Below are 26255 nucleotides of genomic sequence, written 5' to 3'. Positions count from 1 at the left end.
TAGTATTAAAGGCTCCAGTATGGGATTTTGATACAAAAAGCCGGTTTCTAAGCTGAGGAGTGCTTAACTCCTGTTTTTTTAGGTTAAACTCTCCTGTGGGGTGGAGAGTCAAGAGGGTGTGGGTTATTTTTTTTGCCGGCACACCTCCGAGGAGAATTTCAGCAGAGAAAACTGCAAAACTCTACAGTAGTTAAGGATTGCACAAACAAATGAAATTAGGATGAAATTTTTGGGGCGCTAAATTTCCTACCGCTATCTGATTGAATTTTATTTAAGCCGGTAACTGAACGATGAAAGTGCTGCCTTTCCCTAGTTTACTTTGCACCGTCAGACTGCCGTGATGACCGTGATCTCTTGGTTGAGGTAAAATTTGTTGCAGCGACTAAAACCGGCATCTACATGAAACAAGTAGGTGCCGGTTAAACCTAGAGTTTGACGTTTTGCCCCATCACCTATTCCCTTTATCCAAACAAGCTTTCAATTTTTTTGCCAAAGTTGCTACTTGCGGTTGTAACACCAAATTATGGTGCCCTTCCACATCGTAAACTTCCACTCCCTCAGTCGCTAAATCACCCCAACCTAGCTCTGGTTCATTCATAAAAAGAATTGCTTGATCGCTGGCCCGAAACAAGGCAATTCGCCCCGGATAAACTTCGGGCACATAGATAGATTCGGCATAATTAATGGCATCTTCTATGCGGAAATTTCGCAACAATTGTGGTAAAGAATCTCCGGGCTGTTCATAAAATATGCTGGGAATTTTAGCGGTTCTTTGAAACCAAATTTGCCTTAGTTTCAACTTGATTTTATTCTCCAGATAATCCAACTTTTCGTTAACCGGCAATTCCGCAAAATGCGTCAAATGTAAGCACAATTTTTCCCACGCCAAAAGGCGACGATTCTCAATTTTAGGAGAACGGGTATCAAACATCGCCACCAAATCAACTTTATGGCCGGCTTTTACCAATTGTTGAGCCATTTCAAAAGCAATTAAACCTCCCATACAATGACCACCCAAAATATAGGGCCCTTGGGGTTGAAGTTCGAGAATTTCTTTGATATAGTGTGCCGCCATATCTTCTATTCGCCTTAAGGGAGGTTCTTTGCCATCTAAACCTCGCGCTTGCAAGCCATAAAAAGGCCGGTCTGGCGCAAAATAACTTGCTAATTCATAATAGGAAAGCACATTACCACCGACTGCATGAATACAGAAAAATGGAATTTGAGAACCTTGCGGCTGAATAGCAACCAAAGAAGACCAAGAGGTGCTGCTTCCGCTCTGACGCAAAACTTCAGCGAGTTGCTCAATTGTTGGGGCTTGAAATAAAGTTGCTAGGGGTAAATTTTTGCCAAAGGCTTTTTCAATTTCCGCAAACATTTTGACAGCCAGCAGCGAATGACCCCCCAAATCAAAAAAGTTATCTTTGATGCTGATATTGGTAAGCTCTAAAACCTTCTGCCAAATTGAGCGTAATTGCAGTTGAACGGTATCGGAAGGTGCAGTGGGTGTGTTTTCAGATTCACGGGCATTTAGAAGCGGTGCCGGCAAAGTGCGACGGTCGATTTTGCCATTAGGAGTCACCGGCATTGCATTCAACATCACAAAGCTAGAAGGTATCATATAACTGGGCAATTTTCGTTTGAGAAAATCTCGTAAGCGCGGAATAGATAATCCTTGGGAAGCGATAATATATTCCACATTTCGCTCAAGCAAATTTCGCTCTTCTTTTGTGGTGTGAAAGGTAATCCCGGCGTGTTTTCCATGACACCAAGCAACGGTGGCTTTTAATTGCAAAACTTCGGATTTTGGCAAGGGTAAACAAATTTTTAACTCTTGTTCATCCTGCCAAATTTCGCTTTCTGCAATCACCCGAATTCCCCCCGGTGAAATATTTTCCGCCGTTACTTCATAGCTAACATTACCCGGTAATTTTACTCGACAAATACTGCGATAAGGAACACGAGGCTCGGCGCGGCGGAGGTCACTTACTTGCACTCCTTCGGTTTTGGTGATGTGATTAATTGTTTGACGCAAAATGGCTGTTTGTAGCGGGGTTGTTTGAAACAAAACTCCGGCATTATTTTCGTATTTCCAAGCAATATTTCCCTCAAACCAAACTTCCGAACCCCTTTCGGAATTTGGGGCCGGTAAAAATAACCCACAGCAGACTTTTTGCCCCACTTCCCAATGAGAAGGCACATCTAATAAACCTATTCCATTTATTGACAAATCCGCACTTTTTAAAATTTCGCGCCGGCCATCACTTGCTTCTACCCAGCAGCGATTTTCCCACCCAACTCTTTCGCCAACCAAATCTGCTATTAAATAAGCAACCAAGCGTTTATCTCCGGGGCGATCTTCGCGGGCAATAACGGCTGCTTGCTGCACAGAAGAATATTGTTTTAAAATATTTTCTATTTCTGCCGGTTCAATGCGAAAACCTCGGATTTTTACTTGATTGTCAGCGCGACCGGCAAAGCCTATATTTCCATCGGATAAATAGCGCCCCCAATCGCCTGTTTTATACAGCCTATCTTCGGGATTTAAGGTAAAGAAATTGCTGATAAACCTTTCTTGAGTGAGGTTTTCATCGCCTAAATATCCCTGAGATAAATAAGGAGTGCGAATATAAATTTCGCCAATTTCTCCAATGCCTGCTAATTGTTGAGCGCGATTTAAAACCAGCAATTGTACATCTTTTATCCCCTTTCCAATCGGATAAGATACGTCAAATTTTAAATCTTTTTCTACCACAAAATATCCCATTGCTTGAGGAGTTTCTGTGGTTCCATAAAAGTTAACACAAGTGACATTTGGGGCGATTTTTTTCAGGCTTTTTACGTCATTGGTGGTTAAAATATCCCCACCAAAAAAAGCATACCGTAAGTTAGTAATTTTGCTGTGCAAAGATTGTTCTGTGTAGAATAGCTGTCCGGTGGCTGGGGTGAGGTGAGCAATTGTAATTTGCTGTTGTTTCATCCATTGCACAAGCCAACCGGATGTCGTCAATTGATCGGGATCGGGAATACACAAAGTGGCACCCAATGTCAGCGGCGTAAAAATATCTCGCAACAGCGGATCATGCGCCAATCCCGATAACATACTAAATCGATCTGTGCTTTGTAAATTAAAGGTTTTGGTGTGCCATTCAATGAAATGAGATAAAGGCCGGTGGGTTCCTAAAATAGCTTTCGGTTGGCCGGTAGATCCCGAAGTAAAAGCAATATAAGCAAGTGCATCCGGTTGAATTTCTACCCCCGGATTGTCTGGCAAATAATTTTTTAAAAGCGTGCGAAATGCGGCGGAAGTTTGAGGCAATTTCAACCGGCACTTAATAAAGTTTTCCCGCAAAAAAGTCTCTAAAGTTTCCGGCACATTTCCCGCCGATGCCAGTTGTAACCAAGCGCGAGGTTTTGCCACATCCAAACAGTTAATTAACCGTTCTGTTGGGTATTTAGCATCTAAAATAACAAAAGCCGCCCCTGCTTTCATTACTCCCAACAAAGCCACCACCAAAGCTGCACTACGATGAGCATAAATTGCCACCACATCAGAGCGCTGAATTCCATTTTTTCGCAGGTAATTTGCTAGTTTGTTGCTCGTTTCTTCCAAATGACCATAGCTGAAACTGCCATTCTTGTCAAGCAAAGCCTCCTGATTTTTTAGCCGGTTTGCTTGCTCAGAAAACTTGGTAGTAAGGGATTGATACCAAATTGAATCTATGGGCTGTTGGGGATTGGGTAAGACGGCTTTAGCTGCCGGTGTCACCAGCGAAAAATTATCGATTTTCTCTTGGGGGTTTTCAACAACTTGCTGGAGCAAAAATTGATATTGTTCCAACATCTCTTTCATTCGTTCTGCATCAAATAAATCGGCATTATAAACCAATTTAAGCAAAATTAAATCGTTATCTTTATCTGTAGTTTCAACAGCATAAAGCGTAATATCAAATTTTGAACCTGGTTCCGCCGGCACCAGACTCTCAATTTTTATCTCAGGAAGTTGTAATTCGCTGTCTTTATAATTAAGCAAATTAAACCACACTTGAAAAAGCGGATTGCGGCTTAAATCTCGCTGTGGTTGAATTTCCTCCACAAGTTTTTCAAACGGCACATCTTGATTGACATACGCTTCTAATGCTGTCTGGCGAACACGCCCCAATAAGTCTCGAAAACTTGGATTTCCTTCTAAGCCGGTTCGCAAAACCAAAGTGTTAATAAAAAATCCAATCAACCCTTCAATTTCAGCGCGATTTCTGCCGGCAATTGGCGAACCCACTATAATATCTTCTTGCCCAGAATAACGAGAAAGCAACAGTTTAAAAACTGCCAGCAACGCCATAAATAAAGTTACCCCTTCCCTCGCCGCAAAAGCCTTAACCGCCTTCGATAAAGACGGGGGTAAATACAAAGATTCCCGTCCTCCCCGGTAAGTTTGAATAACCGGCCTGGGTTGGTCAGTTGGCAATTCCAAAAAGGGCAAATTTCCGGCTAATTTTTGCTTCCAGTAACTCAGTTGTGTTTGCAGGATCGAAAGTTGATTTTCCCCCGTTTTTTCTAACCCTTGCCGCTGCCACAGCGCAAAATCTGCATATTGCACCGCTAACTCATTTAAAGGCGAAGCACTACTCGTCACATAAGCTTTATACAATGCCGCCAATTCTTGCATAAATACCGCACAAGACCAGCCATCAAAAATAATATGATGTACCGTTAAAAAAAACTTCCATTCTTGCTCTTTTAATCTCACTAAAGTCGCTCTTAACAAAGGCGCTTCCGCAATATTAAAACTATGTTGGGCCTCTTGAAAAGCAATGTTTTGACTTTCAAGTTCTCTTTCCCTTTCCTGATAATTTCGCAGATCAATAATATGCAAAGGCAGAGTTAAATTTTCATGGATAAAAGGAATTGGTTGCCCTTCAAAAGTAGCAAAACTCGTGCGTAAAACCTCATGCCGGCGGATAATTTGATTGATACTCCATTCAAGGGCGCTGATGTTGAGATCACCAATTAAATGTAAAGCAGTCGGGATATTATAAGCAAAACTTCCAGGTTCCAGTCTATCAAGAAACCACATTCGCATTTGTGCGAAAGAAAGCATCACCGGATCTGTGGATTTTCTGCGAAAAATGCTAACAACCGGGCCGTTTGTAATACCGTTTTGTTGCAAAAGCATTTGCAAAACTTGACGGCGTTGCCCAGAAAGTTGAAAAGTTCTTTTGGGATGTTTTAAAGTTTCCATTATTTTTTTTGAACCTACAGTTATAAATCAACCAAATTTCAAGAAAATCTACGCACAGAATCTTATTTTTTTACCATCAAGCGTTTTAACCTCTCCCCCTCTTTGCCGCTACAAAAGGGGGAATAGGTTCTTCAAAAAACGCAAAACTACCACTTTACACACTCATCCCCAAAATCGAAAAATTGAGCATCAAATCTACTTCGCTGTCAGAAAGTTCTGCAACCATCAAAAGTAAGGGCGCGATACTCTCAATTTTTGTTCGCTGACTTGGATTTTGCAAAAGAGTAAAGGCAAGTTCAGCAACCGTAGGATTGTGAAAAAGTTGCTGAATACTTATTTCCACCCCCAAACAATCCCGCAACCGCGAAATAAATTGAATAGCCAGTAAAGAATGAATCCCCAGTTCAAAAAAGTTCTCCTCAATGCTGAGTTGAGAAATGCCTAAAAGTTCCGCAAAAATACCAGCAATTACTTCTTCTGTCGGAGTCCTCGGCGCAACAAAATTTTCATTTTCTGCGGTGATTTTGATCTCCGGTATCGGCAGATTTCGCCGATCAATTTTCCCGTTTGGCAACATCGGCAGTTTTTCTAACAAAACAAACGCACCCGGCACCATATAACTAGGCAATTTTTCGTTGAGATAAACCCGCATTTGTTGAGCAGTAACTTTGGACTCCGGCCTCCCTACAATATAACCGATAAGTCTTTTTTCTCCTGGTTTATCTTCGCACACAGTCACGATACTTTGCTGAATATGGGGATGTTTATTCAAAATCGTTTCTATTTCCCCCAACTCGATGCGAAAACCCCTAATTTTTACTTGATGATCCTTGCGTCCAATATATTCTAAATTCTTATCCGGCAAATAACGAGCAAGATCACCAGTTTTGTAAAGATAGCCGCCAGAAAAGTTGTTATTTTGTAACCAATTAGTCTCAAAATTATTACCCTCAGACAAAATTTCTGGGCTAGTCAAAAACACATTGGGAATAAAGCATTCTGCTGTAATTTCTGGCCGGTTTAAGTATCCCCGCGCCACACCGGCACCCCCAATATAAATTTCTCCCACTTCCCCCATCGGCACCGGACGCATTTTTTCATCCAACAAGTAAATTAAAACATTATCAATTGGCCGGCCTATCGGCAATTTTTCAGGAATTTCTGACCCCGGTTCATAATAAGTTGCCGTCACCGTTGTTTCCGTTGGCCCATAAGCATTAATCCAGCGGATATTTTCACTTCCCGCTAATTTTCTCCATACCGCATAACTCGTCACCGCAGCCTTTTCACCCCCCACAATCACCAGTCTTAATTGCACCGGCAAAACTTGCTGTAGCCCATATAAACCATCCGTCCATTCATGCCAAAACGCCGTCGGCAAATTTAAAACACTAATCGCTTTTTCTTCAATAAACTCACAAAAACTTTGCGTTGAAGAAAGGCATTCTTCCGAACGTAAAACTAACGTCGCCCCAGTAAACCAAGTCGGAAACATTTCCTCTGTCGCAATATCAAAACTAATCGAAGAAAATTGCAACACCCGATCTGCCGGCATCAATTTAAACAACTTCGCCATTGCCAACCCATGATTCACCACACCTTGATGATCAATTAACACCCCCTTCGGTTTGCCGGTAGATCCAGAAGTATAAATCACATAAGCCAAATTTTGCGGCGAAGTTTGGCAAACCGGTTTTTCTTTTCTCTGCCCTTCCATCATCTCCCAATCTTCATCTAAGCAGAGAATTTTCGCCTCACAAATCGGCAAAATTTTCAGCAACTTTCCGCTGCTTAACACAATCGGCGCCTTTGCATCTTCCAGCATCCAAGCCAGCCTTTCTGCCGGATAACTCGGATCAAGCGGCAAATAAGCACCCCCCGCTTTCAAAATCCCTAAAAATCCAATTGTCATTTCCAAACAACGCTCAATACAAACCCCCACAATTACATCTGGCCCAACTCCCAGCAAACGTAAATAATTTGCCAGTTGATTTGCTTTCTCATCCAGTTGCCGGTAAGTTAATTTTTCATCTTTAAACACCACCGCCACCGCATCCGGCGTTAGTTTGGCTTGTCTTTCTATCACTTCGTGAATGCAGCAATTAAAAACACCTTTAACCCTATTGTTCCACTTTCCTATCTGTGGATAAGCGCCGATATCTTCAGTCGCCGGTTTGCCAAACCCAACCACAGTTTCACTTGCAGCTAATCCCAACTTTCCTGTTAAATTTAATCGGTTATTTTTCATAGTTTTGTGTAGATGTTACGCCTGAATCATGTTGTTTATAACCAAGACTAATTTCGCTCCCAGGCATTTTCTCCAATTCCTGCTGTTAGGTATTTTATTCACCCCTCTAAATTGCCAAAGCCCAAAGCCTTAGCTCTCGCTCCCATCTCAGCAGAAATTAGAAATACCCCGGTCGCATAATATTTTTTATCCTGACATATTTTTTTATAAAACTTTCCTACTTTACCGAATCTTTATAAAAGATAGTTATAGTAATAACGCCTAAAATAGCCTACTCCCCAAGGCATAAACCCTAGAGTTTTTCCACACTTTATTTACTTAAACCCTAAACCTAATTTGAGCTTCTCAAACCCAGCCCTTTTTTAGTGAATTCTTTATGCCTTCAAACAGCCGGCAAGCAACCCAACCACACCGGCACCAGGCTTACTCATTGCACATCCGCACTCATTAAACCACCGCTTTTCACAGCAAGCATTTTCACCCGCCATAAAACTTGTTTCACCTCTTTGCATTCTTTCCTCCCGCTCCCCATACCTTGCCTTTTATCCTTTTTAAAAGGCAAAGCTCTGCTATTGCATCCATCTGAAGAGTGAGATATATTCAGCTTACTTCTTATGGTAGAGTTGGCAAACTTTGCCCTCAGCCCACATAGCTTAAAACGCAAATAAATTTTCAAATTTTTTTAAAAATTAACAAAGTTTACCCCCAAAAAAAAACCTATCCCCACAGTAGAGACGTTCCGCCAGAATCTCTCTCCTACCTCCCAAGGCAGATAAATCCATCCCCCTGAAAATCTAAAATCTTACCTAAGAAAGATGACCGCTGAAAATATAACTTGGCAACCGGCCCCCTTATTAACCCCCACCCCCGCAGAAAATCAAATCCATTTATGGAAAGCATTTCTCAATCAACCGGCAGCACAAATTCAACAACTCAGCCAAACATTATCAGCAGACGAGATCGCCAGAGCAAATCGATTTCACTTTGAAAAAGATCGCAACAACTTCATTGTCAGTCGCGGTACCCTAAGAATAATTTTGAGCCGGTATCTAAACCTCCCGCCCCAAAACCTAAAATTCACCTATAGCAAGCAAGGCAAACCAGCATTACACACAGAAACCCAAATTTGCTTTAACCTATCTCACTCTCACCAACTCGCCCTCTATGCCATCACCCTAAACAAAGAAATTGGCATAGACGTTGAATTTGTGCGTCCCATCACCGAAGCAGAAAATATCGTCAAAAACTACTTCTCAGACAAAGAATCAGCCCTCTTTAACACCATTTCTATTGCCCATCAAACCGAAGCCTTTTTCAACGCTTGGACACGCAAAGAAGCCTACCTAAAAGCCACCGGCCAAGGACTCATACAACCCCTCAACGAAATAGAAGTCAGCATCACCCCAGGAGAACCCGCAAAACTCCTCAGCATCAGCGGCGATACCCAAAAAGCAGGCCGGTGGACATTAACCCACCTCATCCCCCACCCCAGCTATATAGCCTGTGTTGCCATCTCTGCACACAACCTAGACTATAAATACTGGCAACCAAACTAACAAGCATTAACCCAATTAATACACACTAAAAACCCGGCCTCTTAAAGAAACCGGGCTTTTAATTTTTCAAAGGCTAAAGTTGTAAGAAAAACCCTATAAAAAACCGCACACCACCCAGCCAACACTTAACGCAAAGCCAAATCAGAACGCAAAGTTAAAGCCAAATCCGTATTAGGATTAATCACAACCACATCAACTTTTTTGCGACCCAAAAGCAACCCACCAATAGCACCCAAACCTGCGCCCCCTAACACCTCCTCAGTAGCAATAGCACGGTCACCAGTAATCGCTGAAATAGCAGTAGCAGCCGCCGCACCAATAGCAGCACCTTGTAAAATACTCCCCACACTCGCACCTTTTTCGATAGTTTCCGTGCGAGTCACAATTTTAGAGCGAGCATTCACCGGAAAACGTTGGCCATTTTGCAACACCAACTCTTTAGCAATAAACTGAGAACCACCGCCAACCGGTCGCAGTTCCCCAACAATTTGAGTACCTTGTCTAATCAAAATCGTGCCAGAACTTGAGCTAATATCCCGCGCCACAATCAGCGTCAGAGGAGCCGTTTCATCCTTCGTTACAACCACTTTATCTTTTTCATAATTAACAGGAAGAATTGTACCCGAAGGAACAGCAACCCGATTATTAGTATTGTTTCGAGGCGCATTCCACTGCCGGCCATTCCCACCAGTTTGAGCCAAAACCGGCCCCGAACTTACAACCGGCATCCCCGCCCCCAAACTCACCGTCAACGCCAACAATAAAGCAGTTTTAGATTGCCATTGTGTTGTTTTTAACATTCCTTAATTCCTCCAGAGGCTAATTGCATCACCACTGTTGTGTTTTGCTGTCACCTCTATCGACCCCCACACCCTTAAAGAGTTCCTGAACTCCTTAAAACATCAAACTTCAACCGGCACTTATCCCTCTTTTTCATTTAAACGTTTAACCAACTTCTCAAATCGCGCCGATGCCAAAGTCATATCATCAGTAGACTCAAACGGTTCTTGCGAAGAAACTTGACTGTTCAGCACGTCTTTATCATCACTCAACCAATTAACAGCCCCCCGCAGTCGAGTTGAAAGAAACTTTGTAATTGCCCGGTAAAAACGCAGAGCAAAAAGCACATCTTTTTGGAGTTTTTCGCTTAATTCTTTGCGAGGAACCGCTAAAACAAGAGCATCCTCAACCGCTTTAACCGTCGCAGCCGGTGGACGATCATCCACAAAAGACATTTCCCCCAAAACTTCCCCGCCGCCAATCGTTGAGATTTCCCGCCCGCCAAGCGCCGCTATCGAAACCGTCAGAGAACCCTCAACAACAATGTAAAGAGCATCAGTGGGCTCTCCTTCCTTAATTAGAATCGTACCCGCTTTCACTTGCTGCCGGCTGCCGTTTGTCAGCATCCAATCAAGATCCCTTTCGCTTAATTCATTAAGCAGATATAAAACTTTTCGCATGGCAGACGGTTTTTCCTTTCTCAAGTGCGTATGGGTTGAGCCTAAGTTTAAATCGTCTGGGTACATATATTTTGCCTTGCCCCCCCCAAAAAAAACAAAATTTTTTTATTTCCTGTTTTGTCCAGCCCTTAGTAGTGCCTACAATAGTGGATAAGTCATCGCTGGGCTTATGTTGTTTAAATTTTGTAAAATTTTCCCGCACGCCTCACACAACTCCCACACCGATTTTACACAAAGCAGCAACGACCCCCCTATCCGGGTATCGCACTCAAGTTCGTGCATTTTGAATTAAATTGCCTTTGGAGATATCTAATGAAGACTGTGTTAGTTGTGGAAGACGATCCTATAAATTGGCTGGTTTTTCAAAAAGTTCTCACCAAGCGTGGCGGTTTCGCCGCTACGCATACCGAAGATGTCGAAGAAGTCTTAAAAATCGCTGAATCTGGCGCAGCCGATATTATCTTAATGGATGTTTCTTTGAGTAACAGTTACTATCAAGGCCAGCCTATGGATGGTATTAAAATCACCCAACTGCTCAAACAAAATCCCCACACTGCCAGTGTGCCAGTGATTCTTGTCACCGCCAATGCCATCAAAGGAGATCGAGAAACATTCCTCGAACAAAGCGGCGCCGATGGTTATATCCCCAAGCCAATTATAGACCATCAAGATTTTGTCAATCAGATCCGCTTAAAATTAAATCAAGATTCCTAAGAGCCAAGTGGCAATGGGGGATTATTACATCCCCATTCATCTTTTTTTTAAATAAGTTTTCCTTCCTTTTGAAGCCAACAATTTATTAGCCTAAACCCAACTCTCGCTTTAACAAATTAATCGAATCTAAGCCAATATAATTGGGGCAGCAATGCAGATGCGGCGGACGAATCAAATCCTCTCTAGCCGCAGCAATTGCCGTTTTCACCGCAATCTCCGACACCTGATCGCAAATAATAGTTCGGGCGCTCCGCACTATTGCATTTAACTTATAAGCATCGCTTTTTTGGGCAGTCATTATCAACAAATCATCGCCTCGTAAGCTATGAATAATCACCTCGGCAGCCCGCAAAATCCCCTGACTCAAACTGACAATGCCAAAGCAAGTATCCTTGGGCAAATTTTTCACTAAATCAATTTCTTTGCCATAATCATAAATATCCACCGCCATCACCCGCACCGCCTTCGGTGCCGCAATTTCTTCGGCTTGGCCAATAAAATATCGACTCGTTACCACCGTACCCGAATGCGCCTGATCTAATGCTACCTCTAGCTTTTCTATTGGCACCAACTGCACCGGAATACGCAAAGCCTGCTCTAATTCCTGGGCCATTAATTCTCCGACCCCAATATCCTGCGAAGGCGCTGTCACCAATACCCGCGCACTACAACGCAAACGCCAGTCAATTTCTGCCAAAAATAACTCTCTAGCTTGATTAAGCGAGCATCCTTGGTTAAGCAATTCGTCTAAACCTTTTTGGACAACTTTGTAAGCATTGGGATATTGTTCGAGAATCGGCGATTTTAAGCGAGCGCTACTTTCTTGCCCCAGGGAACGAACATAAATACCCGACCCCGCCTGGGCGTCCACTAATCCGATGTCTTCGAGTTGTCGGTACACTTTACTGATAGTGTTGCGGTGCAGGCCGGTTTGCATGGCCAACGCTCTCGTACTGGGAAGCCGGTGTCCTGGTGGAAACTGCCGGGATGCAATGGCAAACCGAATCTGGTTAAATAACTGCGAGGATGCCGGAATATCACTATCTGGCTGAATATGAAACTGAACCATCACTCTCACCTTACAAAACGTTTATAAAACACACCCATCCGCAAAAAAAGCCACACACAATGCCGCCTGATGCGCGATTATATCGAAGGGTCACGGCTTGGTTATTGGTTGGAATGCTTTTCCAATATAGCCTTGCCGGTAGACAGTGGATATGACAACTTTAATTTGACTGAATTTGACCGCCTAAAAACCTATGACCGACTTAAACTTTCAAACCGAATGGGTAAGCGTTGCAAACAACGATTTACACATAGCAGCTTACCTCGCTTATCCACAAGGTGAAGGCCCCTTTCCGGCAGTTGTAGTATTGCAAGAAATTTTTGGTGTCAATACTCATATTCAAGAAGTCAGCGAACGTTTTGCCAAACAGGGTTATGTGGCAATTGCACCCGCCCTTTATCAGCGTTTGGCCCCTGATTATCAAACCGGCTACACGCCTGAAGATATCAAACAAGGCCGCTATTACAAAGAACTCACCCACGCCGATGAACTTTTGAGCGATATTTCCGCCTCCATCTCTTATCTGAAAACTCGCCGTTTTGTCAAAACTCATGGCTTTGGTTGTATTGGTTTTTGCTTTGGTGGTCATGTTGCTTACCTTGCTGCTACTTTACCGGAAATTAAGGCCACAGCTTCATTTTATGGGGCCGGTATTACTACCTGGACACCCGGAGGCGGTCAACCTACCATCAATCGCACTGCTGAGATTACCGGCACCGTTTATGCTTTTTTTGGCGACCAAGATGCCAGCATCCCCCAAACACAAGTTAACCAAATTGAGGCCGAACTTCAGAAACATCACATCCCCCATCGCGTCTTCCGATACGCTAATGCCGATCACGGATTTTTCTGCGATCACCGGCCTAGTTACAATAGCACCGCCGCCGCCGACGCTTGGCTGCAAGTTGTGGAGTTTTTTGGTCAAGTCTTAAACTGAGTTAAAAATTTCTCCTCAATTGTTTTTTCCCTCCCTACTTTGCTCAATTTTATTGTAGTTTATTTTGCACGATTTAACCTCTATCCCTTTCGTGCTTTAACCTGTGCCGACTCAAGGAGATTACCATGACTATAACATTTGTTTTGCCCCCCATTGAAGCCCCAATTCCTGAAGATTTTTTTGATGCAGATTTCTATCGAATTGCTAATCCAGATTTGGCCGGTTTCAGTGAGGAAGAGGCTTTTAATCATTTTGACGAATACGGTTTAGCCGAAGGTCGCCGGTTTTCGCCTGTAATAGATTTGAATTTTTACCGCGCCAACAATTCCGACTTACAAGAAGCTAGTAACCGCGATTTACTCACCCATCTAAATGGATTTGGCCTCCGAGAAGGCCGCAGTCCTTCGCCTTTTTTTGATTTTAATTATTACCGCAGTAAAAATCCTGATTTAGTGGAGGCCGGTTTTACCAATGAACAGCTTTTTAGCCACTATCTCAACAATGGCATTTTTGAAGGACGCAATGCTTCCCCGTTTTTTGATTTAGATTACTATCGGCTGAATAATCCAGATGTGGCTACGGCAGGTTTAAACAACAAACAAATTCTCGAACAATACATTGTTTATGGCACCCTAGAAGGCCGTCGCGCTTCCTTGATTTTTGACCCGTCTTACTATCTAGGAACTAACCGCGATTTAGTGGGTTTAGGCTATAACTTCCAAGAAGCTTTTCAACACTATGTCACCATTGGTCAATTCCAGGGAAGACAACCTTCTCTTTTTTACGATCAAGAAGCCATTGATGCCTTAATTTACCCTCCTACTATAACCACAACCTCCGAAACAGTTGATGGCGAAACTGTAGAAACAACTACAATTGAACAAGCCAAATGGGATGTTCCTAAAGGCGGAACTCTTACCTACAGTTTTGTGACAACTGCCAGTTCTTTTTTATACGCCGGCACCGAATCAGCCGTAGGCGAAGTCAGCGATCCTATTAAGCAAAATGTCCGTCAAATCATGCAAAGATATCAGGAAGTTTTGCCGTTTAATATTGTCGAAGTGCCAGATAGACCCCCCAGCGTCGGTCAAATTCGGATTATGTTTTCGGAGGGAAGCGGCAATGCTAATTTCTATGCTTATGCCTACATTCCGGGCGAAGAAATTGGTGGGGATATTCATTTAAGCCGCAATTATGAAAGCAATTCTGATCAAGCTTTTTCTAGCGGCCCTGGTACCTTTGGTTATGAAAGTTTAGTGCATGAAATTGGTCATGCTTTGGGCTTAAAACACCCCAATAATTACACCGGCTTGCCTTCTGAGCAACTCCCCAACGAAGCTACTGATGTGGGGCCGTTTTTATCTTTTCCCAAAGATAACAACAGCAATACAGTAATGAGTTACAATTTTGGCGGTGCCGGTGCGAGTTCCCCCATGCCTTATGATGTTCGCGCTTTGCAAATACTCTACGGCTCCACCGGCACGGTAAATAACGGCGACACGGTTCACCAATTTAATAGCAATACGTTTTTGGGAATTAAACAAACTCTTTGGGATAGTGGCGGTATTGATGCCCTAGATTTTGCCAGATTGCCGACCACAGAAAGCTATTATTTTGATATGAATGAAGGCGGACGGCTGACAACAACCAGTGCTTTAAATGGTGCAACTTATATCGCTTATGGCGATCCCAGTGGCGCAACTTATCCGGCGGATCTTTTTGCCACAATTATTGGTTATGGCGTCACCATTGAAAATCTTTACGCTTCCCCCACCAATGACATTGTTTTAGGCAATAATCAGTCAAATATTATTTTAGGCTTAGGCGGGGCTGACCGCTTAACCGGCGCGAGAAGGGCTGATTTATTGACGGGTGGCCCTGGTGTGGATACGTTTATTTATTCTCCCGGTGATGGGGGTTTAAATGTGTGGGATGCCGATGTAATTACTGATTTCACTTTGGGTGAAGATACTATTGGTTTGAGTAGCGGTTTGACTATTCAAAGAATTCGCTTCTTAGCCGATGGCGCAGATACTTTAATCCAAATTATTGATTCTGGCGAATTTTTGACAAGGTTGCAGGGTATTCAACCGGCCACCCTCACGGCTAATGATTTTACTTTAGCTTAAAATAATTGGGGACTCTTACCCAGTCCCCAATTGCTAATCTTTAATCGCCAATCGTCAAAAATGCTGCACACTCAACATGAGAAGTCTGCGGGAAAAAATCAGCCGGTTGCACTCTTGTTAAGCTATAGCCTCCCTCGCTGCACAAATATTTCAAATCCCGTGCTAGAGTTGCCGGTTTGCAACTAATATATACAATTCGCGGTGGTTGAATTTTGACCAAAGTTTCTAACACTGCTGGATCGCAACCTTTACGCGGCGGATCGAGCAGAATAATATCTGGTGAAACATCCATCTCTGGTAATAACTTTTCCACTGGCCCTGCATAAAATGTGGTATTTGTCAAACCATTAAATTTAGCATTTTCTTTAGCGTGGAGAATGGCAGCCGGTTGAACTTCTAAACCAATACAAGAACGCACTCGTCGTGCTAAAGGTAAAGTAAACGTGCCAATACCACAATAGGCATCAACTAACAACTCAGTACCTTGTAAGTGCAATTCATTAACAATCACATTTAATAGCGCTTCTGCCGTTTCGGTATTAATTTGAAAAAACGTATCCGGGCCAAGGTGAAATTGCAAACCGGCAAACTCTTCAACACAATAACCTCGACCGGCACAAACTCTCGTTTCTTCACCAAAAATAACATTTGTTTTATGCGGGTTAATATTCAGACAAACACCCACCAATTGCGGATATCGCTTCATCCAAACTTGGGCTTGAGCATCTAGTCCAGGTAAAGCCGCTGATTTTGTAATTAAAGTTAACAAAACTTCGCCGGTGCGGCGGCCAATTCGCAGAGATAAATGCCGTAATTGTCCTTTTGATAGATTTTCATCATAAATCGTCCAGCCGAGTTGTTGAATATCCTGTTTAATTTCTGCCAGAAGCGGATCTAAGCGATTATCTTGTACAGGACAGCGGTTGAGATTAACAAGCCGGTGACTATTTTTTTGGTAATAACCCGCTTGCAGGTGGCCGGTGGGCGACACACCAAAAGGATAACTAACTTTATTGCGATACCCCAAAGCTTTGGAAGCCAAAACCTCAGAAACCGGCGGCGTTTCAATACCCCCAATTCGCTGCAAAGCTTGCACCACTTGGTTACGTTTAGCGGCAAGCTGGTAAAAATAATCAATATGCTGCCACTGACAACCGCCGCATTTATCAGCGACAATACACCCCGGACGGGTACGCTGTTCGGAACTTTCCAGCAGTTCATGGAGTTTAGCATCAGCAAATTGAGGTTTAACGCGCACCAAACGAGCCAGAACTCGGTCGCCTGGGGCTGTATCAGGAACAAAAACAACTCGTCCCTCAAAACGCCCCACACCAGTGCCGGTGTCTGTTAAATCCGTGATAGCAATCTCTACCAGTTCGCCTTGTTGCCATGTGTTGTTTATCATGTGTTGTTTGTCAATAGTCAATAATCATCGGTCAAAAGTCATTGGTTCTCAGTAAATAGTCAGAGATCGGCACAGGAGTTGAACCCTTTATAGGCAATGATCAAGGGCCGACACAGGGGTTTAGCCGTACTTTGTCAATGGTCATTAGTCAATTGTCCCACGAGCAAACGACTAGGAATAAATAACTAGGGCGAAATAATCAATAACCCATAACCAATGACCAATAACTCATAGCCAATGAATCTTGAGCAATGACAATTGACTAGCCCCTTTATTTCTGATCCAGAGAATCGATAAACTACTGTAGAACCTTCACGCGATTTTAGTAAAAACCATGAGTGTAGTAAGCCAAGTAATTCTCCAAGCGGATGACCAACTGCGTTATCCCAGCAGCGGAGAACTCAAATCGATGACAGATTTCTTTAAAACAGGCGAGCAGCGCGTACGCATTGCCAGCACTCTGTCAGAAAGCGAAAAGAAAATTGTGGAAGAAGCAAGTAAACGACTCTGGCAGAAACGCCCTGATTTTATTGCCCCCGGCGGAAACGCTTACGGCCAACGTCAGCGGGCGCTCTGCTTGAGGGATTATGGCTGGTATCTCCGCCTAATTACTTATGGAATCTTGGCCGGTGACAAAGAGCCCATTGAAAAAATTGGCTTAATTGGTGTCAAAGAGATGTACAACTCTCTAGGCGTGCCGGTTCCTGGTATGGCGGAGTCCATTCGCTGCCTCAAGGATGCTTCTTTGGCCCTCCTGAGCAAGGAAGATGCAGCCGAAGCAGCCCCCTACTTTGATTTTATTATCCAATCCATGAGCTAAGAGTACCTTGGCTGGGAAGTGCGGATGGGGGGTTGGGGATTGAGGACTGGTGAGTGGGGGAAGAACCAAAGCAGGGAATAGGAAAAATTCCTCTCCCAATCTCCAATTACCAATCCCCAATCCCCGATCCCCAATTTAATCTCTAAATAACAATCTAATTTGTTGAGGCGTAAAGGGATTTTTACCTTGGCGCAGCATATTAATCCAGCCTTGACGTTCAATTTTGCGGTCTTGATCTTCGGTAGAGTTGACAAAAGCTTGAAAGTCTTCGATGGCACCGGCAATATTGCCAGTCAGCGCCCTTGCTAAACCACGACTGTCGCGGAATTCTTCGGCTTCTGGTTCAAGTTCAACAGCTTTATCGCAAGCAGAAAGCACATCGGATGCTTGACCCCACAAACTGCCATACCAGCATAGTGAGTTCCAGTCAAGGGCAGGGATTTGTTGATTGGGGCTAAGAAGTTCGGCTTCGGCAAAAATTGCAATGGCGCGTTTCACTTCTCCTTGAGTGACAAGAATTTCGGCTTCTGCCAGTAGTGCGGATATATTTTGACGGCGTGCTTGAAGAGAGAAATTAAAAGAAGGTTGGGTGAGGGGTTCTCTGGAGGTTTTAGCATTAACTAAACCAGGAAAACATAAACCGGCACCGGCCATCAAACTCACCACTAGAAAGGCAATCTTGCTCATGGAAATTTTAGCTTTTGTCTTTTAAAATTTTGATTTCAAAAAAAAATTATCCCAACAAACAAACCCTGCTAGGCCGCTGCACTTCTAACTAACATAACCGTACAATTGCAACTTCGGGCAATTTCTTCGGGAATATTGCCTTTGATTGTCTGTTGAAGCATTCCTTCTCGACTCGCACCCAAAACTACCACATCACATTGATTTTTTTGAGCTAAATCGATCAAAGCATCGGCTACCGAACTTGAACAAATCGGCATTTGAATCACCGGCACATTCAGGCGGCGGCCTAAAAATTTTGATGCTTGTTCCAATACTGTAATATCTGGTTGTCCGATAGAAGGCTGCTGCACTTGACATAATCGAATTTCTGGTTTGCGACTCACCGCCACCAAGGCCGGTAACAATTGTACCGCCCGCTGAGCATTGGGCCCCCCCGCCATTGGTACTAACCAGCGGTTGAGGGTTGGCGATTGAGCATTGCAGTTTGGCGATTCAAGATTGTCTTTTTCTGTAACTTTTTTACCCCATTTCACTAAAACTACATCACAGGAAGCCTGACGTATTAAGGTATCTACTGCGGCGCCAAAGATTCGTCCTGGGGTTTTGGTGCTGCCTTTCCAGCCCATTAAAATTAAATCGATGTGTCGCTCTTTTATGGTTTCTAAAATTGCCTGGGGCATATCATGGGCAACCCTTATCTGCGTATGCACCGGCACTTTCCAACGCCGGCCGGCACGTTCTGCCATTTGCAATAAACGGCGACTTTTTGCCGTTCGCACCGGCATTTCAGCAGGCGAACCCCTGCGCGACACCAACATCACCTGCACACATTCCAACTCATAATTTTTTTGAAACGCTACCGCACAGGCTAACTCTAGCAATGCAGGGGCTGTTTGTGGATTTGCCAGCGGTACCAAAAGCCGGCCTTGTCCTGTGGATGGTGCCCGTGTTTGATATACAACATACGACTTTTCAGGATGGGGGCCCATTTGTGCTTCTTCATTTGTGAGCCGGTCAGACTCGGCTCGGATAATATCGCTACGGGTGATAATTCCTACTAAACGTCGTCCTTCCGTCACTGGCAGCCGGCTTAAATTATAACGATTCAATCTATACAATACCTCACTTAATGTATCTTCTGGAAACACCGTCAGCGGTTGAGTTGTCATCACCTCACTTATTAAAGTCTCACCAGACAGAGAGCGCTCACTCACATTAGCTAAATCTCTTTGGGTGATGATTCCTACCAACTTTCCCTCATTTAATACCGGAAAACCGCGATGGTGGGAACGAGAAAAAGCCACAATTGCCTCATCCAGGGTCATTTGAGCAGAAAGGGTTTCTACACGGCGCTGCATGACATCGGCTGCCTTGACGGTATTTAAAATATCATTATCCGGTTTTTCTTTTTTTAATTGAATGCCACTACCTTCTAAAATTTGGTCATAAAGAGAGCCTTTTTCTGCCTTTTCTGCCACCAAATAAGCCACCACCGAAGAAATCATTAAAGGCAAAACTAATTTAAAATCCGTTGTAATTTCAAAAACAATTACAACTGCCGTAATAGGAGCACGACAAACCGCACAAAAAAACGCTCCCATGCCGGCTAAAGCATAGGTACTAGCCAAACCGGCACCCAGCAAATTTACCTCCATAATTCCCACCAAATGCCCCAAGGCAGACCCCAACACCAAAGACGGCGCAAATAAGCCCCCAGGCGCACCGGAACCGGCGGCGATAATCGTCAGGAAAAAATGAGCAATAAAAGCAATTAAACTTGTTTGCCAATTGCCATCACCAGTAACTAAAGACTCCCTCAATCCTGTATTATTGCGAAAAGAGACCGGTAATACAGCTACAGCTAAACCGCATATTAAACCTGCCAAGGCAATCCGCAGAGGTAATCCCATTTTTAGATAGCGGCGGTTTAATTTCAAGGCGATAACAATTCCGCTGGTAAATAGGGAACCAAGCAAGCCGGCAAAGATTCCTAACAATATATAAAAAGGTATTTCTTCTGCTGAAAAACTGATGTTGCTTTCGGCCAAATTTAAGTTAAGACTTTGACCGCCTAATAATTGGGAAACAACGGCCCCAATAAAGGAGGCAATAATCGCCGGGCCAAGCGTTAAACCGGAGATGTCTTGTAATAATTCTTCGACAACAAATAAAACACCGGCAATGGGTGCATTAAAGCCAGCAGCCAGCCCAGCAGCAGCGCCACAAGCAATTAATTGGCGGCGGTACTCTGGGGAGGTGGGCACCCAATGGCTGATCCAAGCAGCTAGGGAAGCGCCGATCTGGACGGTTGGCCCTTGCCGGCCCAGGGTAAGACCACTACCAACAGCGATGATCGTACCAATTAGTTTTACAACGGCGACACGACCATTTAAAGCCAGGGGAATGCCTGAAAGTGAGGCTTTGACGTGGGGGATACCGCTACCGGCAGTTTCTGGGGCAAAACGTTCGATCAGAAAGCCAGTCAGTAAGCCGCCTAAAATGCCGATGCTGGGGAGTATCAACCACCCTGGTAAGATCAACGAGGTGTAGACTCGCCAACCCCCTAGCCATCCGACGCCGGTTTTGAGTACAACACCGGCCAGTCCGCAGACTAAACCTATTAAACACGCTTCAAAAATAGCAAGGCGTTTTGGTCGCAAGAGTTGAGATGCTATGGCCCTGACTGAGTTTTTCGGCTTCAATAGTGAGTTTTGAATGAGTGAAAAGTAACTCATAACTCAGGTTTACTTATGGGTTTTTTGGGCGTTTTGTTTATCACTTAGATTTAGTTTAGTAGGCTTTTCCCTAGATTGGTTCTCTGCTATTGACAATTAACATGACGACCCGTACCCAAAGATTTCTGACCAATGGCCCATCACTGATGACCATTGACAAATAACTTTTTTAAGTTTTGCCGGTGACAGATAATCCCTCAACAATGACAGAAGGTGTGTAGCAAGATCCGTTCCATTCGCCATCGCCTCCCAGTTGAACGATTTGTTTTAAGGCCGTATAAACATTACCGGCCACCATTGTGTCTTTAACTCGACCGATAATTTTTCCTTTTTTGACACGATAACCCAAATCGACATTAACAGAGAATTCTCCAGAAATACCGGCCCCACCTCCTAACATTTGATCGACAATAATTCCCTCATCCATTTGAGCAATTAAATCTGCTAAACTTCCAGTTCCCGGTTCAATAACTATGTTAAATAAGCCGGGGGTGGGATAGCTGCCTAAACCAGGGCGAAAACCGTTGCCGGTGGTACCACTTCCCAACAATTTGCCGGTGCTGCGGTCGGCGTAAAATAACTGTAAGACACCGTTTTTAATAAATACTAAATTGCGAGTTTGGGTGCCTTCATCGTCAAAGGGACAACTATAGGGGCCGCTATCTGGCTGTTGAGAAAGCGTAATTTTTTCAGAAATCATCGCCTCACCTAACCTGTCACTCCAAGGAGAAGCTTTTTCAATTACCATTTTGCCATTTAAAGCTGCCGTAACCGTTCCCCAAAGCATATCGGCGGCTTTGGCAGTAAATAACACTGGCACTTTGCCGGTGGGGGAGTTAACATTATTTTTTGCCCAATTTAAGCGCTCAATAATGTTTTGAGCAATAGTAGCCGGTTCAAGATTTCCGCGTTCGGTTTGTCCATCACCCACACTCAAAAAATCTTCTCCGCGTACCCATTCTGCTGACAGAAAACATGACAAAGTTGTGTCAGAATGTGAGCAATCTAAGCCTAAAGAATTTACCAATCTTGTGCTTTCTATTTCACAATCCCATTCAGCAGTACAAAGCACTTCTGGGTATTTTTCTCGCACAAGAGAAATCGCTTCTTTTCCCCAATTAACTAACGTTTGCACCGCTACCCCTTCGCCAATATCGGGATAGCGACATTCATAGGCATGATTGAGTTCTATGGTTTCCGGTTCGTTGAGATGTGAAAGAGAAATTGCTCGATTAACTAAATCTTGAGCAGCCACCGGCCCATAGGCCACAGCTAATCCTGGGCGTCCATTATGCCACAATCGGAGGGCAGTTCCTTCGGCTTCTGCACTTTCGAGTTGTTTGAGCCGGTTGGCTTCAAAAAATACTGGACGCGATAAAGATTTTGACTGAAAAACTTCGGCTGCTTCAGCCCCAGATTTAGCGGCTAATTCTAATAGCTCTTCTGGTAAAACCTCTTGCTGGATCATTTGTAAGAATGTACGAGTGTCATTTGTAGGAGTGTCAATGTTTATTTATCAATCGTCAAACAGTCAATGCTCATTTGTCAATCGTCATTGCTAAACACTGATTAGGCAATTTATTTTTAACAAATGAGACAGAAATAAGGACAAATCGCCCTTGACTATTTACGATAAATTCAGTTCTTGTAAAAGCCAAAAACCTGCAAAAGATTCAGAATTAGGATCGGTCTGAACTGCTATAAAGTGTACATTTTGTGCTTGTTTTTTGGCTTGTTCAAAGTTTTTTGCTTCCTGTTGGGTTTGTTTATTGAAACGGTTCGCTAAAATCCAGCTATCGGTGGCGCCGGTTTCGAGTAATAAGCGATCAGGCGGGTTGCCATCCGCTTTTAAAGAAGCTAATTCTAAACCAGACATCCAACCGGCCAGAGCAACGGCTCTAGGCGAGAAAATTATTAACCCAGGAATTGGAGTTTCGGCGGTAATTTCGGGGACAAGACTATTTTCGCCCAAAATGGGAAAGGCATCACCAAAGCCAATTTCCCATTCGCTCATTTCCGCAAAGGCACTGGCTTCGAGGTTGACAAAGGCCCATTTTTGACCAATTAAGGCATCTGGTAAGGGAGAGGGAGCCAGCATTTCGACCCGCACAGAGGGAGAGGGGGGTGCTTGTTGATAGCCTGGTTGTTGGGGATAGAAGTTTGTGTGACGCTCGTTGATCCAGTGGTTGAGGGCGATGGTACGCCGGCTTGGTTTAGGGGCTATGCCTAAATCATTGCAGGCTTTGGAGATCATGTTTGTCATTTGCCGGCGAAAAAAGCGAATCTCTCTGGGGGGTGCCGGTGCTTTAGATATGGCTTCTGTGATCGCTTCCTTGAGCCAAGCAGAGTTAACGTTGGTGCCGGGGCAAAATTTGCTAAAGCGAAATAAGGGTTCATCGCTATTGCTTGTAGGGCTTTCGCATAAAAGAACCTCCCACAGCTTTTTGCCGGCTTCATCAAGGACGGGCCGTGAATAGTAGTCGAGTTCCCATGTTTTGCCCATTGGTTTTGTTTAAAATGCGCTAAATTTTTGTCAATTTAAAATTTTATCTCATGTAGGGCTACGCCCACCGACTCCTCAGATAACAATAAAGCCGCCGTGCTTGGTGGTGCGGGTAGCCGGCCCAAAAAGCAGTGCTTGTGTCTGGTGGTTTGCCAATAATTTGTTAATGGCCATTTGTTCTTGAAATTTGCTTTGTTGATGTAGCAACAAAAAAAGAGTTTATAAAATAAAAACCCGACTTTGTTTGAGTCGGGTTTCTTAATAGTTTAATGAGGATTGATCCAACCTTGAAATTTTTAAATCAAAGTGAAACTTTGCTGGTTCAGTAACGAAGAATCCACCGCGTTAAGAGTAGCTAAAAGTTCATCACCCACACGAATTAAAGAGGCGTTATTGCCGGCAGTTATAGTTAGCTGTTGGAAGCTTAAACCGCCAGTTAAGACTAGAGAATCTTCGCCAATTTTGAAATCGGTAATGATATCAGCACCGGCCCCTAATTCCAGAACAAATCGGTCATTTCCTGCACCGCCGGTAAGGATGTCGTTACCAAAATCACCGTCTAGCAAATCGTTGCCGGTGCCGCCAATCAAGGTATCATCGCCTTGACCACCGTGCAGGGTATCATCACCATCACCGGCATCAAGGATATCATTACCTTGATTGCCAAACAACATATCGTTACTGGCACCGGCGCCGAGAGAGTCATTGCCCATATCGCCACACAGCATATCAACACCTTGATTACCCACTAGGGTGTCGTTATCTTTGCCGCCATGTAGGGTGTTATCTCCCACACCGCCATCAAGAAAATCATTACCTTGGTTGCCGAATAAGATATCGTTGCCGGTGTCACCCAACAGCGAATCATCACCGATATCACCGCAGAGGATATCATTGCCATCAGCACCAAGAAGGGTGTCATTTTCTTTGCCACCGCGTAGAGTGTCATTGCCTAAACCACCGTCTAGGAGATCCTTGCCTTGGTTGCCATAGAGAGCATCATCACCATCATTGCCGGTGAGGGAATCATCACCCATATCACCGCAGAGAGTATCGTTGCCAAGTTCACCGATCAAGGTGTCTTGATCTTTGCCGCCGTAGATGAAATCGTTGCCACCTTGACCGTTGATCAGGTCGTTGCCGGTGTTGCCAAACAGCAAGTCGTTGCCATCGCCACCGAGTATTGTGTCATTGCCGGCGAGTGCAACAACAGTATCATCGCCGGTGCCGTAGGTGAGATTGTCATCGCCTGGGGTGGGGATGGGGGTGCCGGTGGTTGTGTCTTCTACACGAGGGAAAGGTAAGGTGGGGTTGCCGGTGCCGGTGTCGGGGTTGCCGGTGCCGGTGTCGGTGTCGGGGTTAGAAGACTCAATCGGCTTCACTTCTGGACGAACGGTGGGATCGTTCACCTGCACCGTCGCCATCCGTGACAGAATTGCCTCTTTGCTGTTTTCAGCGAGGAACTGTTCCACTGAGACAATACCCGCTGCCAGTTCAGGTAGTCCCACCGCAATTTGACCGACTGACACCGCTTGCAACTTAGTAATTTCCAAGGCGATATCTTTAATTGGGCGACCGCTAACGACCAGATCCTTTACCATTTGGTTGCCCAAAGCCATTACTTGAGCAGCAGCGGCAGCGGCAGCAGCCAGTTGAGTTGGGTTGATTTTGGGGTCAGATTGTGCTGCTTTGGTAATTGCCTCAGTAAGAATTGCTTGGATGGTTCCTGCGTTACCTAAATCTACAGCAGTGCCGCTTTTGGTTTGATTGGCGAGCGCACTAATGCCACTAAATGCCAGTTGTGCAACTTCCGTTTCGGAAACCCCATCGATGAATTTTGCCATCTGGACGATGGTGTTTTGCACCATAATCATTGAGCCAAACACCGATACGCCTTGAGCGTCTCCTTTGGCAATCGCCTCTAACGGATCATAGCTACCCAAGTCAACATCAGAAGGCAATCCTAACGCTGCTTTCAGCGATGTTTCCGCCGTTGCTAGGTCAGTTCCTTGTTGCACCAACTCTGCGATAATCGTTGTTAACGGTGTCACTACCGTTGATTTTGGAGTAGAAGCAAGCGGTGTGACGAGGGGAAGATTGGTTGCCACATCCAAACCACCGTTCAAAACAATCTTGCCTTCACTTGAATCAATCTGACCGTTTTTATTGGTGTCGAATTTTTCCAAGTCTATCTTCAGATTGAAACTGCCGTCAGGATTGGTAGTGCTGAAGGGTTCGTTTACATCAATAACCCTATTGAAGTTGGCATCTAAAAATACCTTGGCACCCGAAATATAGCCATCAATGGCACGGCTGTTGAGGGTGGTGAGGTTGGCGCTATCCCCATCCGTAGTGCTACCCTCTCCAGAATTAGGTGCCGGTGTTGGTTCCGGTATTGGTAGTGGTGCCGGTGTTGGTGTGGGTTGTGGTGCCGGTGTTGGTTCCGGTGTGGGTATTGGTAGTGGTGCCGGTGTTGGTGTGGGTATTGGTAGTGGTGCCGGTGTTGGTTCCGGTATTGGTAGTGGTGTTGGTTCCGGTGTGGGTAGTGGTGCCGGTGTTGGTGTGGGTATTGGTAGTGGTGCCGGTGTTGGTGTGGGTATTGGTAGTGGTGCCGGTGTTGGTTCCGGTATTGGTAGTGGTGTTGGTTCCGGTGTGGGTAGTGGTGCCGGTGTTGGTGTGGGTATTGGTAGTGGTGCCGGTGTTGGTGTGGGTATTGGTAGTGGTGCCGGTGTTGGTTCCGGTATTGGTAG

The 26255-nt window shown here is 44.4% G+C and carries 18 protein-coding genes; 6 read left to right on the top strand and 12 right to left on the bottom strand.

Going from position 1 to position 26255, the window contains the following annotated elements; translation table 11 throughout:
* Positions 1 to 448: 448 nt before the first annotated feature.
* The 3 genes from NG798_RS19385 to NG798_RS19375 form a co-directional block, all read right to left on the bottom strand.
* Entirely contained in the window at positions 449 to 5242 is a 4794-nt protein-coding gene (locus tag NG798_RS19385) for a non-ribosomal peptide synthetase (protein WP_261225352.1), read from the bottom strand.
* Positions 5243 to 5396: 154 nt separating this feature from the next.
* The gene (locus NG798_RS19380) at positions 5397 to 7490 is read right to left on the bottom strand and encodes a non-ribosomal peptide synthetase (RefSeq protein WP_261225351.1); all 2094 of its coding nucleotides are present in this window, start codon (positions 7488 to 7490) and stop codon (positions 5397 to 5399) included.
* Positions 7491 to 7864: 374 nt separating this feature from the next.
* Complete coding sequence (locus NG798_RS19375; protein ID WP_261225350.1) at positions 7865 to 8002, bottom strand: hypothetical protein; 138 nt, start codon at positions 8000 to 8002, stop codon at positions 7865 to 7867.
* A gap of 303 nt (positions 8003 to 8305) precedes the next feature.
* Here NG798_RS19375 and NG798_RS19370 point away from each other — a divergent pair, with 303 nt between their 5' ends.
* Positions 8306 to 9046: a 4'-phosphopantetheinyl transferase superfamily protein gene (locus NG798_RS19370; protein WP_261225349.1), complete on the top strand. Its 741-nt coding sequence runs from the start codon at positions 8306 to 8308 to the stop codon at positions 9044 to 9046.
* A 125-nt stretch (positions 9047 to 9171) separates the two neighbouring features.
* Here NG798_RS19370 and NG798_RS19365 read toward each other — a convergent pair whose 3' ends face one another.
* Both NG798_RS19365 and NG798_RS19360 read right to left on the bottom strand, forming a co-directional pair.
* Entirely contained in the window at positions 9172 to 9846 is a 675-nt protein-coding gene (locus tag NG798_RS19365; RefSeq protein WP_261225348.1) for a hypothetical protein, read from the bottom strand.
* A gap of 120 nt (positions 9847 to 9966) precedes the next feature.
* Positions 9967 to 10572 (bottom strand): cyclic nucleotide-binding domain-containing protein, encoded by a 606-nt coding sequence (locus NG798_RS19360; RefSeq protein ID WP_375338983.1) that lies wholly within the window; start codon positions 10570 to 10572, stop codon positions 9967 to 9969.
* A 246-nt stretch (positions 10573 to 10818) separates the two neighbouring features.
* On the opposite strand from NG798_RS19360, the gene NG798_RS19355 reads away from it, so the two are divergent.
* Positions 10819 to 11220, top strand: coding sequence for a response regulator (locus tag NG798_RS19355; protein ID WP_261225347.1), 402 nt, complete (start codon positions 10819 to 10821; stop codon positions 11218 to 11220).
* Between the two features lie 85 nt (positions 11221 to 11305).
* Here NG798_RS19355 and NG798_RS19350 read toward each other — a convergent pair whose 3' ends face one another.
* Entirely contained in the window at positions 11306 to 12289 is a 984-nt protein-coding gene (locus tag NG798_RS19350) for a GntR family transcriptional regulator (protein ID WP_261225346.1), read from the bottom strand.
* A gap of 193 nt (positions 12290 to 12482) precedes the next feature.
* On the opposite strand from NG798_RS19350, the gene NG798_RS19345 reads away from it, so the two are divergent.
* Together NG798_RS19345 and NG798_RS19340 are read left to right on the top strand one after the other, a co-directional pair.
* Positions 12483 to 13226: a dienelactone hydrolase family protein gene (locus NG798_RS19345; RefSeq protein ID WP_261225345.1), complete on the top strand. Its 744-nt coding sequence runs from the start codon at positions 12483 to 12485 to the stop codon at positions 13224 to 13226.
* A 125-nt stretch (positions 13227 to 13351) separates the two neighbouring features.
* The gene (locus NG798_RS19340) at positions 13352 to 15355 is read left to right on the top strand and encodes a M10 family metallopeptidase (protein ID WP_261225344.1); all 2004 of its coding nucleotides are present in this window, start codon (positions 13352 to 13354) and stop codon (positions 15353 to 15355) included.
* A gap of 40 nt (positions 15356 to 15395) precedes the next feature.
* On the opposite strand, the gene rlmD is transcribed toward NG798_RS19340, so the two are convergent.
* Positions 15396 to 16760 (bottom strand): 23S rRNA (uracil(1939)-C(5))-methyltransferase RlmD, encoded by a 1365-nt coding sequence (gene rlmD / locus NG798_RS19335; protein ID WP_261225343.1) that lies wholly within the window; start codon positions 16758 to 16760, stop codon positions 15396 to 15398.
* Between the two features lie 334 nt (positions 16761 to 17094).
* Here rlmD and NG798_RS19330 point away from each other — a divergent pair, with 334 nt between their 5' ends.
* Complete coding sequence (locus NG798_RS19330) at positions 17095 to 17580, top strand: allophycocyanin subunit alpha-B (protein ID WP_261225342.1); 486 nt, start codon at positions 17095 to 17097, stop codon at positions 17578 to 17580.
* 135 nt (positions 17581 to 17715) lie between these two features.
* On the opposite strand, the gene NG798_RS19325 is transcribed toward NG798_RS19330, so the two are convergent.
* The 5 genes from NG798_RS19325 to NG798_RS19305 all read right to left on the bottom strand — a co-directional run bounded on the left by NG798_RS19325 (position 17716) and on the right by NG798_RS19305 (position 25691).
* Entirely contained in the window at positions 17716 to 18267 is a 552-nt protein-coding gene (locus tag NG798_RS19325) for a tetratricopeptide repeat protein (protein WP_261225341.1), read from the bottom strand.
* Positions 18268 to 18335: 68 nt separating this feature from the next.
* A complete protein-coding gene (locus NG798_RS19320) occupies positions 18336 to 21002 on the bottom strand; it encodes a chloride channel protein (protein ID WP_261225340.1) in 2667 nt (888 codons plus the stop codon).
* A 169-nt stretch (positions 21003 to 21171) separates the two neighbouring features.
* The gene (locus tag NG798_RS19315) at positions 21172 to 22470 is read right to left on the bottom strand and encodes a TldD/PmbA family protein (protein ID WP_261225339.1); all 1299 of its coding nucleotides are present in this window, start codon (positions 22468 to 22470) and stop codon (positions 21172 to 21174) included.
* A 159-nt stretch (positions 22471 to 22629) separates the two neighbouring features.
* Positions 22630 to 23505: a Tab2/Atab2 family RNA-binding protein gene (locus NG798_RS19310; RefSeq protein WP_261225338.1), complete on the bottom strand. Its 876-nt coding sequence runs from the start codon at positions 23503 to 23505 to the stop codon at positions 22630 to 22632.
* 296 nt (positions 23506 to 23801) lie between these two features.
* Positions 23802 to 25691, bottom strand: coding sequence for a calcium-binding protein (locus NG798_RS19305; protein WP_261225337.1), 1890 nt, complete (start codon positions 25689 to 25691; stop codon positions 23802 to 23804).
* A gap of 118 nt (positions 25692 to 25809) precedes the next feature.
* Between NG798_RS19305 and NG798_RS19300 the strand changes: the two genes are divergently transcribed.
* The coding region (locus NG798_RS19300; protein WP_261225336.1) for a hypothetical protein at positions 25810 to 26255 on the top strand (446 nt) is incomplete at its 3' end.

This window comes from Ancylothrix sp. D3o (assembly GCF_025370775.1).
GTDB lineage: Bacteria > Cyanobacteriota > Cyanobacteriia > Cyanobacteriales > Oscillatoriaceae > Ancylothrix.
This window is presented reverse-complemented; position numbering and strand designations above follow the sequence as displayed.

Bases quoted from the DNA above. Each gene is read 5' to 3' on its own strand.
- NG798_RS19385 (WP_261225352.1), bottom strand. From the start codon at position 5,242: ATGGAAACTTTAAAACATCCCAAAAGAACTTTTCAACTTTCTGGGCAA.
- NG798_RS19380 (WP_261225351.1), bottom strand. From the start codon at position 7,490: ATGAAAAATAACCGATTAAATTTAACAGGAAAGTTGGGATTAGCTGCA.
- NG798_RS19375 (WP_261225350.1), bottom strand. From the start codon at position 8,002: ATGCAAAGAGGTGAAACAAGTTTTATGGCGGGTGAAAATGCTTGCTGT.
- NG798_RS19370 (WP_261225349.1), top strand. From the start codon at position 8,306: ATGACCGCTGAAAATATAACTTGGCAACCGGCCCCCTTATTAACCCCC.
- NG798_RS19365 (WP_261225348.1), bottom strand. From the start codon at position 9,846: ATGTTAAAAACAACACAATGGCAATCTAAAACTGCTTTATTGTTGGCG.
- NG798_RS19360 (WP_375338983.1), bottom strand. From the start codon at position 10,572: ATGTACCCAGACGATTTAAACTTAGGCTCAACCCATACGCACTTGAGA.
- NG798_RS19355 (WP_261225347.1), top strand. From the start codon at position 10,819: ATGAAGACTGTGTTAGTTGTGGAAGACGATCCTATAAATTGGCTGGTT.
- NG798_RS19350 (WP_261225346.1), bottom strand. From the start codon at position 12,289: ATGGTTCAGTTTCATATTCAGCCAGATAGTGATATTCCGGCATCCTCG.
- NG798_RS19345 (WP_261225345.1), top strand. From the start codon at position 12,483: ATGACCGACTTAAACTTTCAAACCGAATGGGTAAGCGTTGCAAACAAC.
- NG798_RS19340 (WP_261225344.1), top strand. From the start codon at position 13,352: ATGACTATAACATTTGTTTTGCCCCCCATTGAAGCCCCAATTCCTGAA.
- rlmD (WP_261225343.1), bottom strand. From the start codon at position 16,760: ATGATAAACAACACATGGCAACAAGGCGAACTGGTAGAGATTGCTATC.
- NG798_RS19330 (WP_261225342.1), top strand. From the start codon at position 17,095: ATGAGTGTAGTAAGCCAAGTAATTCTCCAAGCGGATGACCAACTGCGT.
- NG798_RS19325 (WP_261225341.1), bottom strand. From the start codon at position 18,267: ATGAGCAAGATTGCCTTTCTAGTGGTGAGTTTGATGGCCGGTGCCGGT.
- NG798_RS19320 (WP_261225340.1), bottom strand. From the start codon at position 21,002: ATGAGTTACTTTTCACTCATTCAAAACTCACTATTGAAGCCGAAAAAC.
- NG798_RS19315 (WP_261225339.1), bottom strand. From the start codon at position 22,470: ATGATCCAGCAAGAGGTTTTACCAGAAGAGCTATTAGAATTAGCCGCT.
- NG798_RS19310 (WP_261225338.1), bottom strand. From the start codon at position 23,505: ATGGGCAAAACATGGGAACTCGACTACTATTCACGGCCCGTCCTTGAT.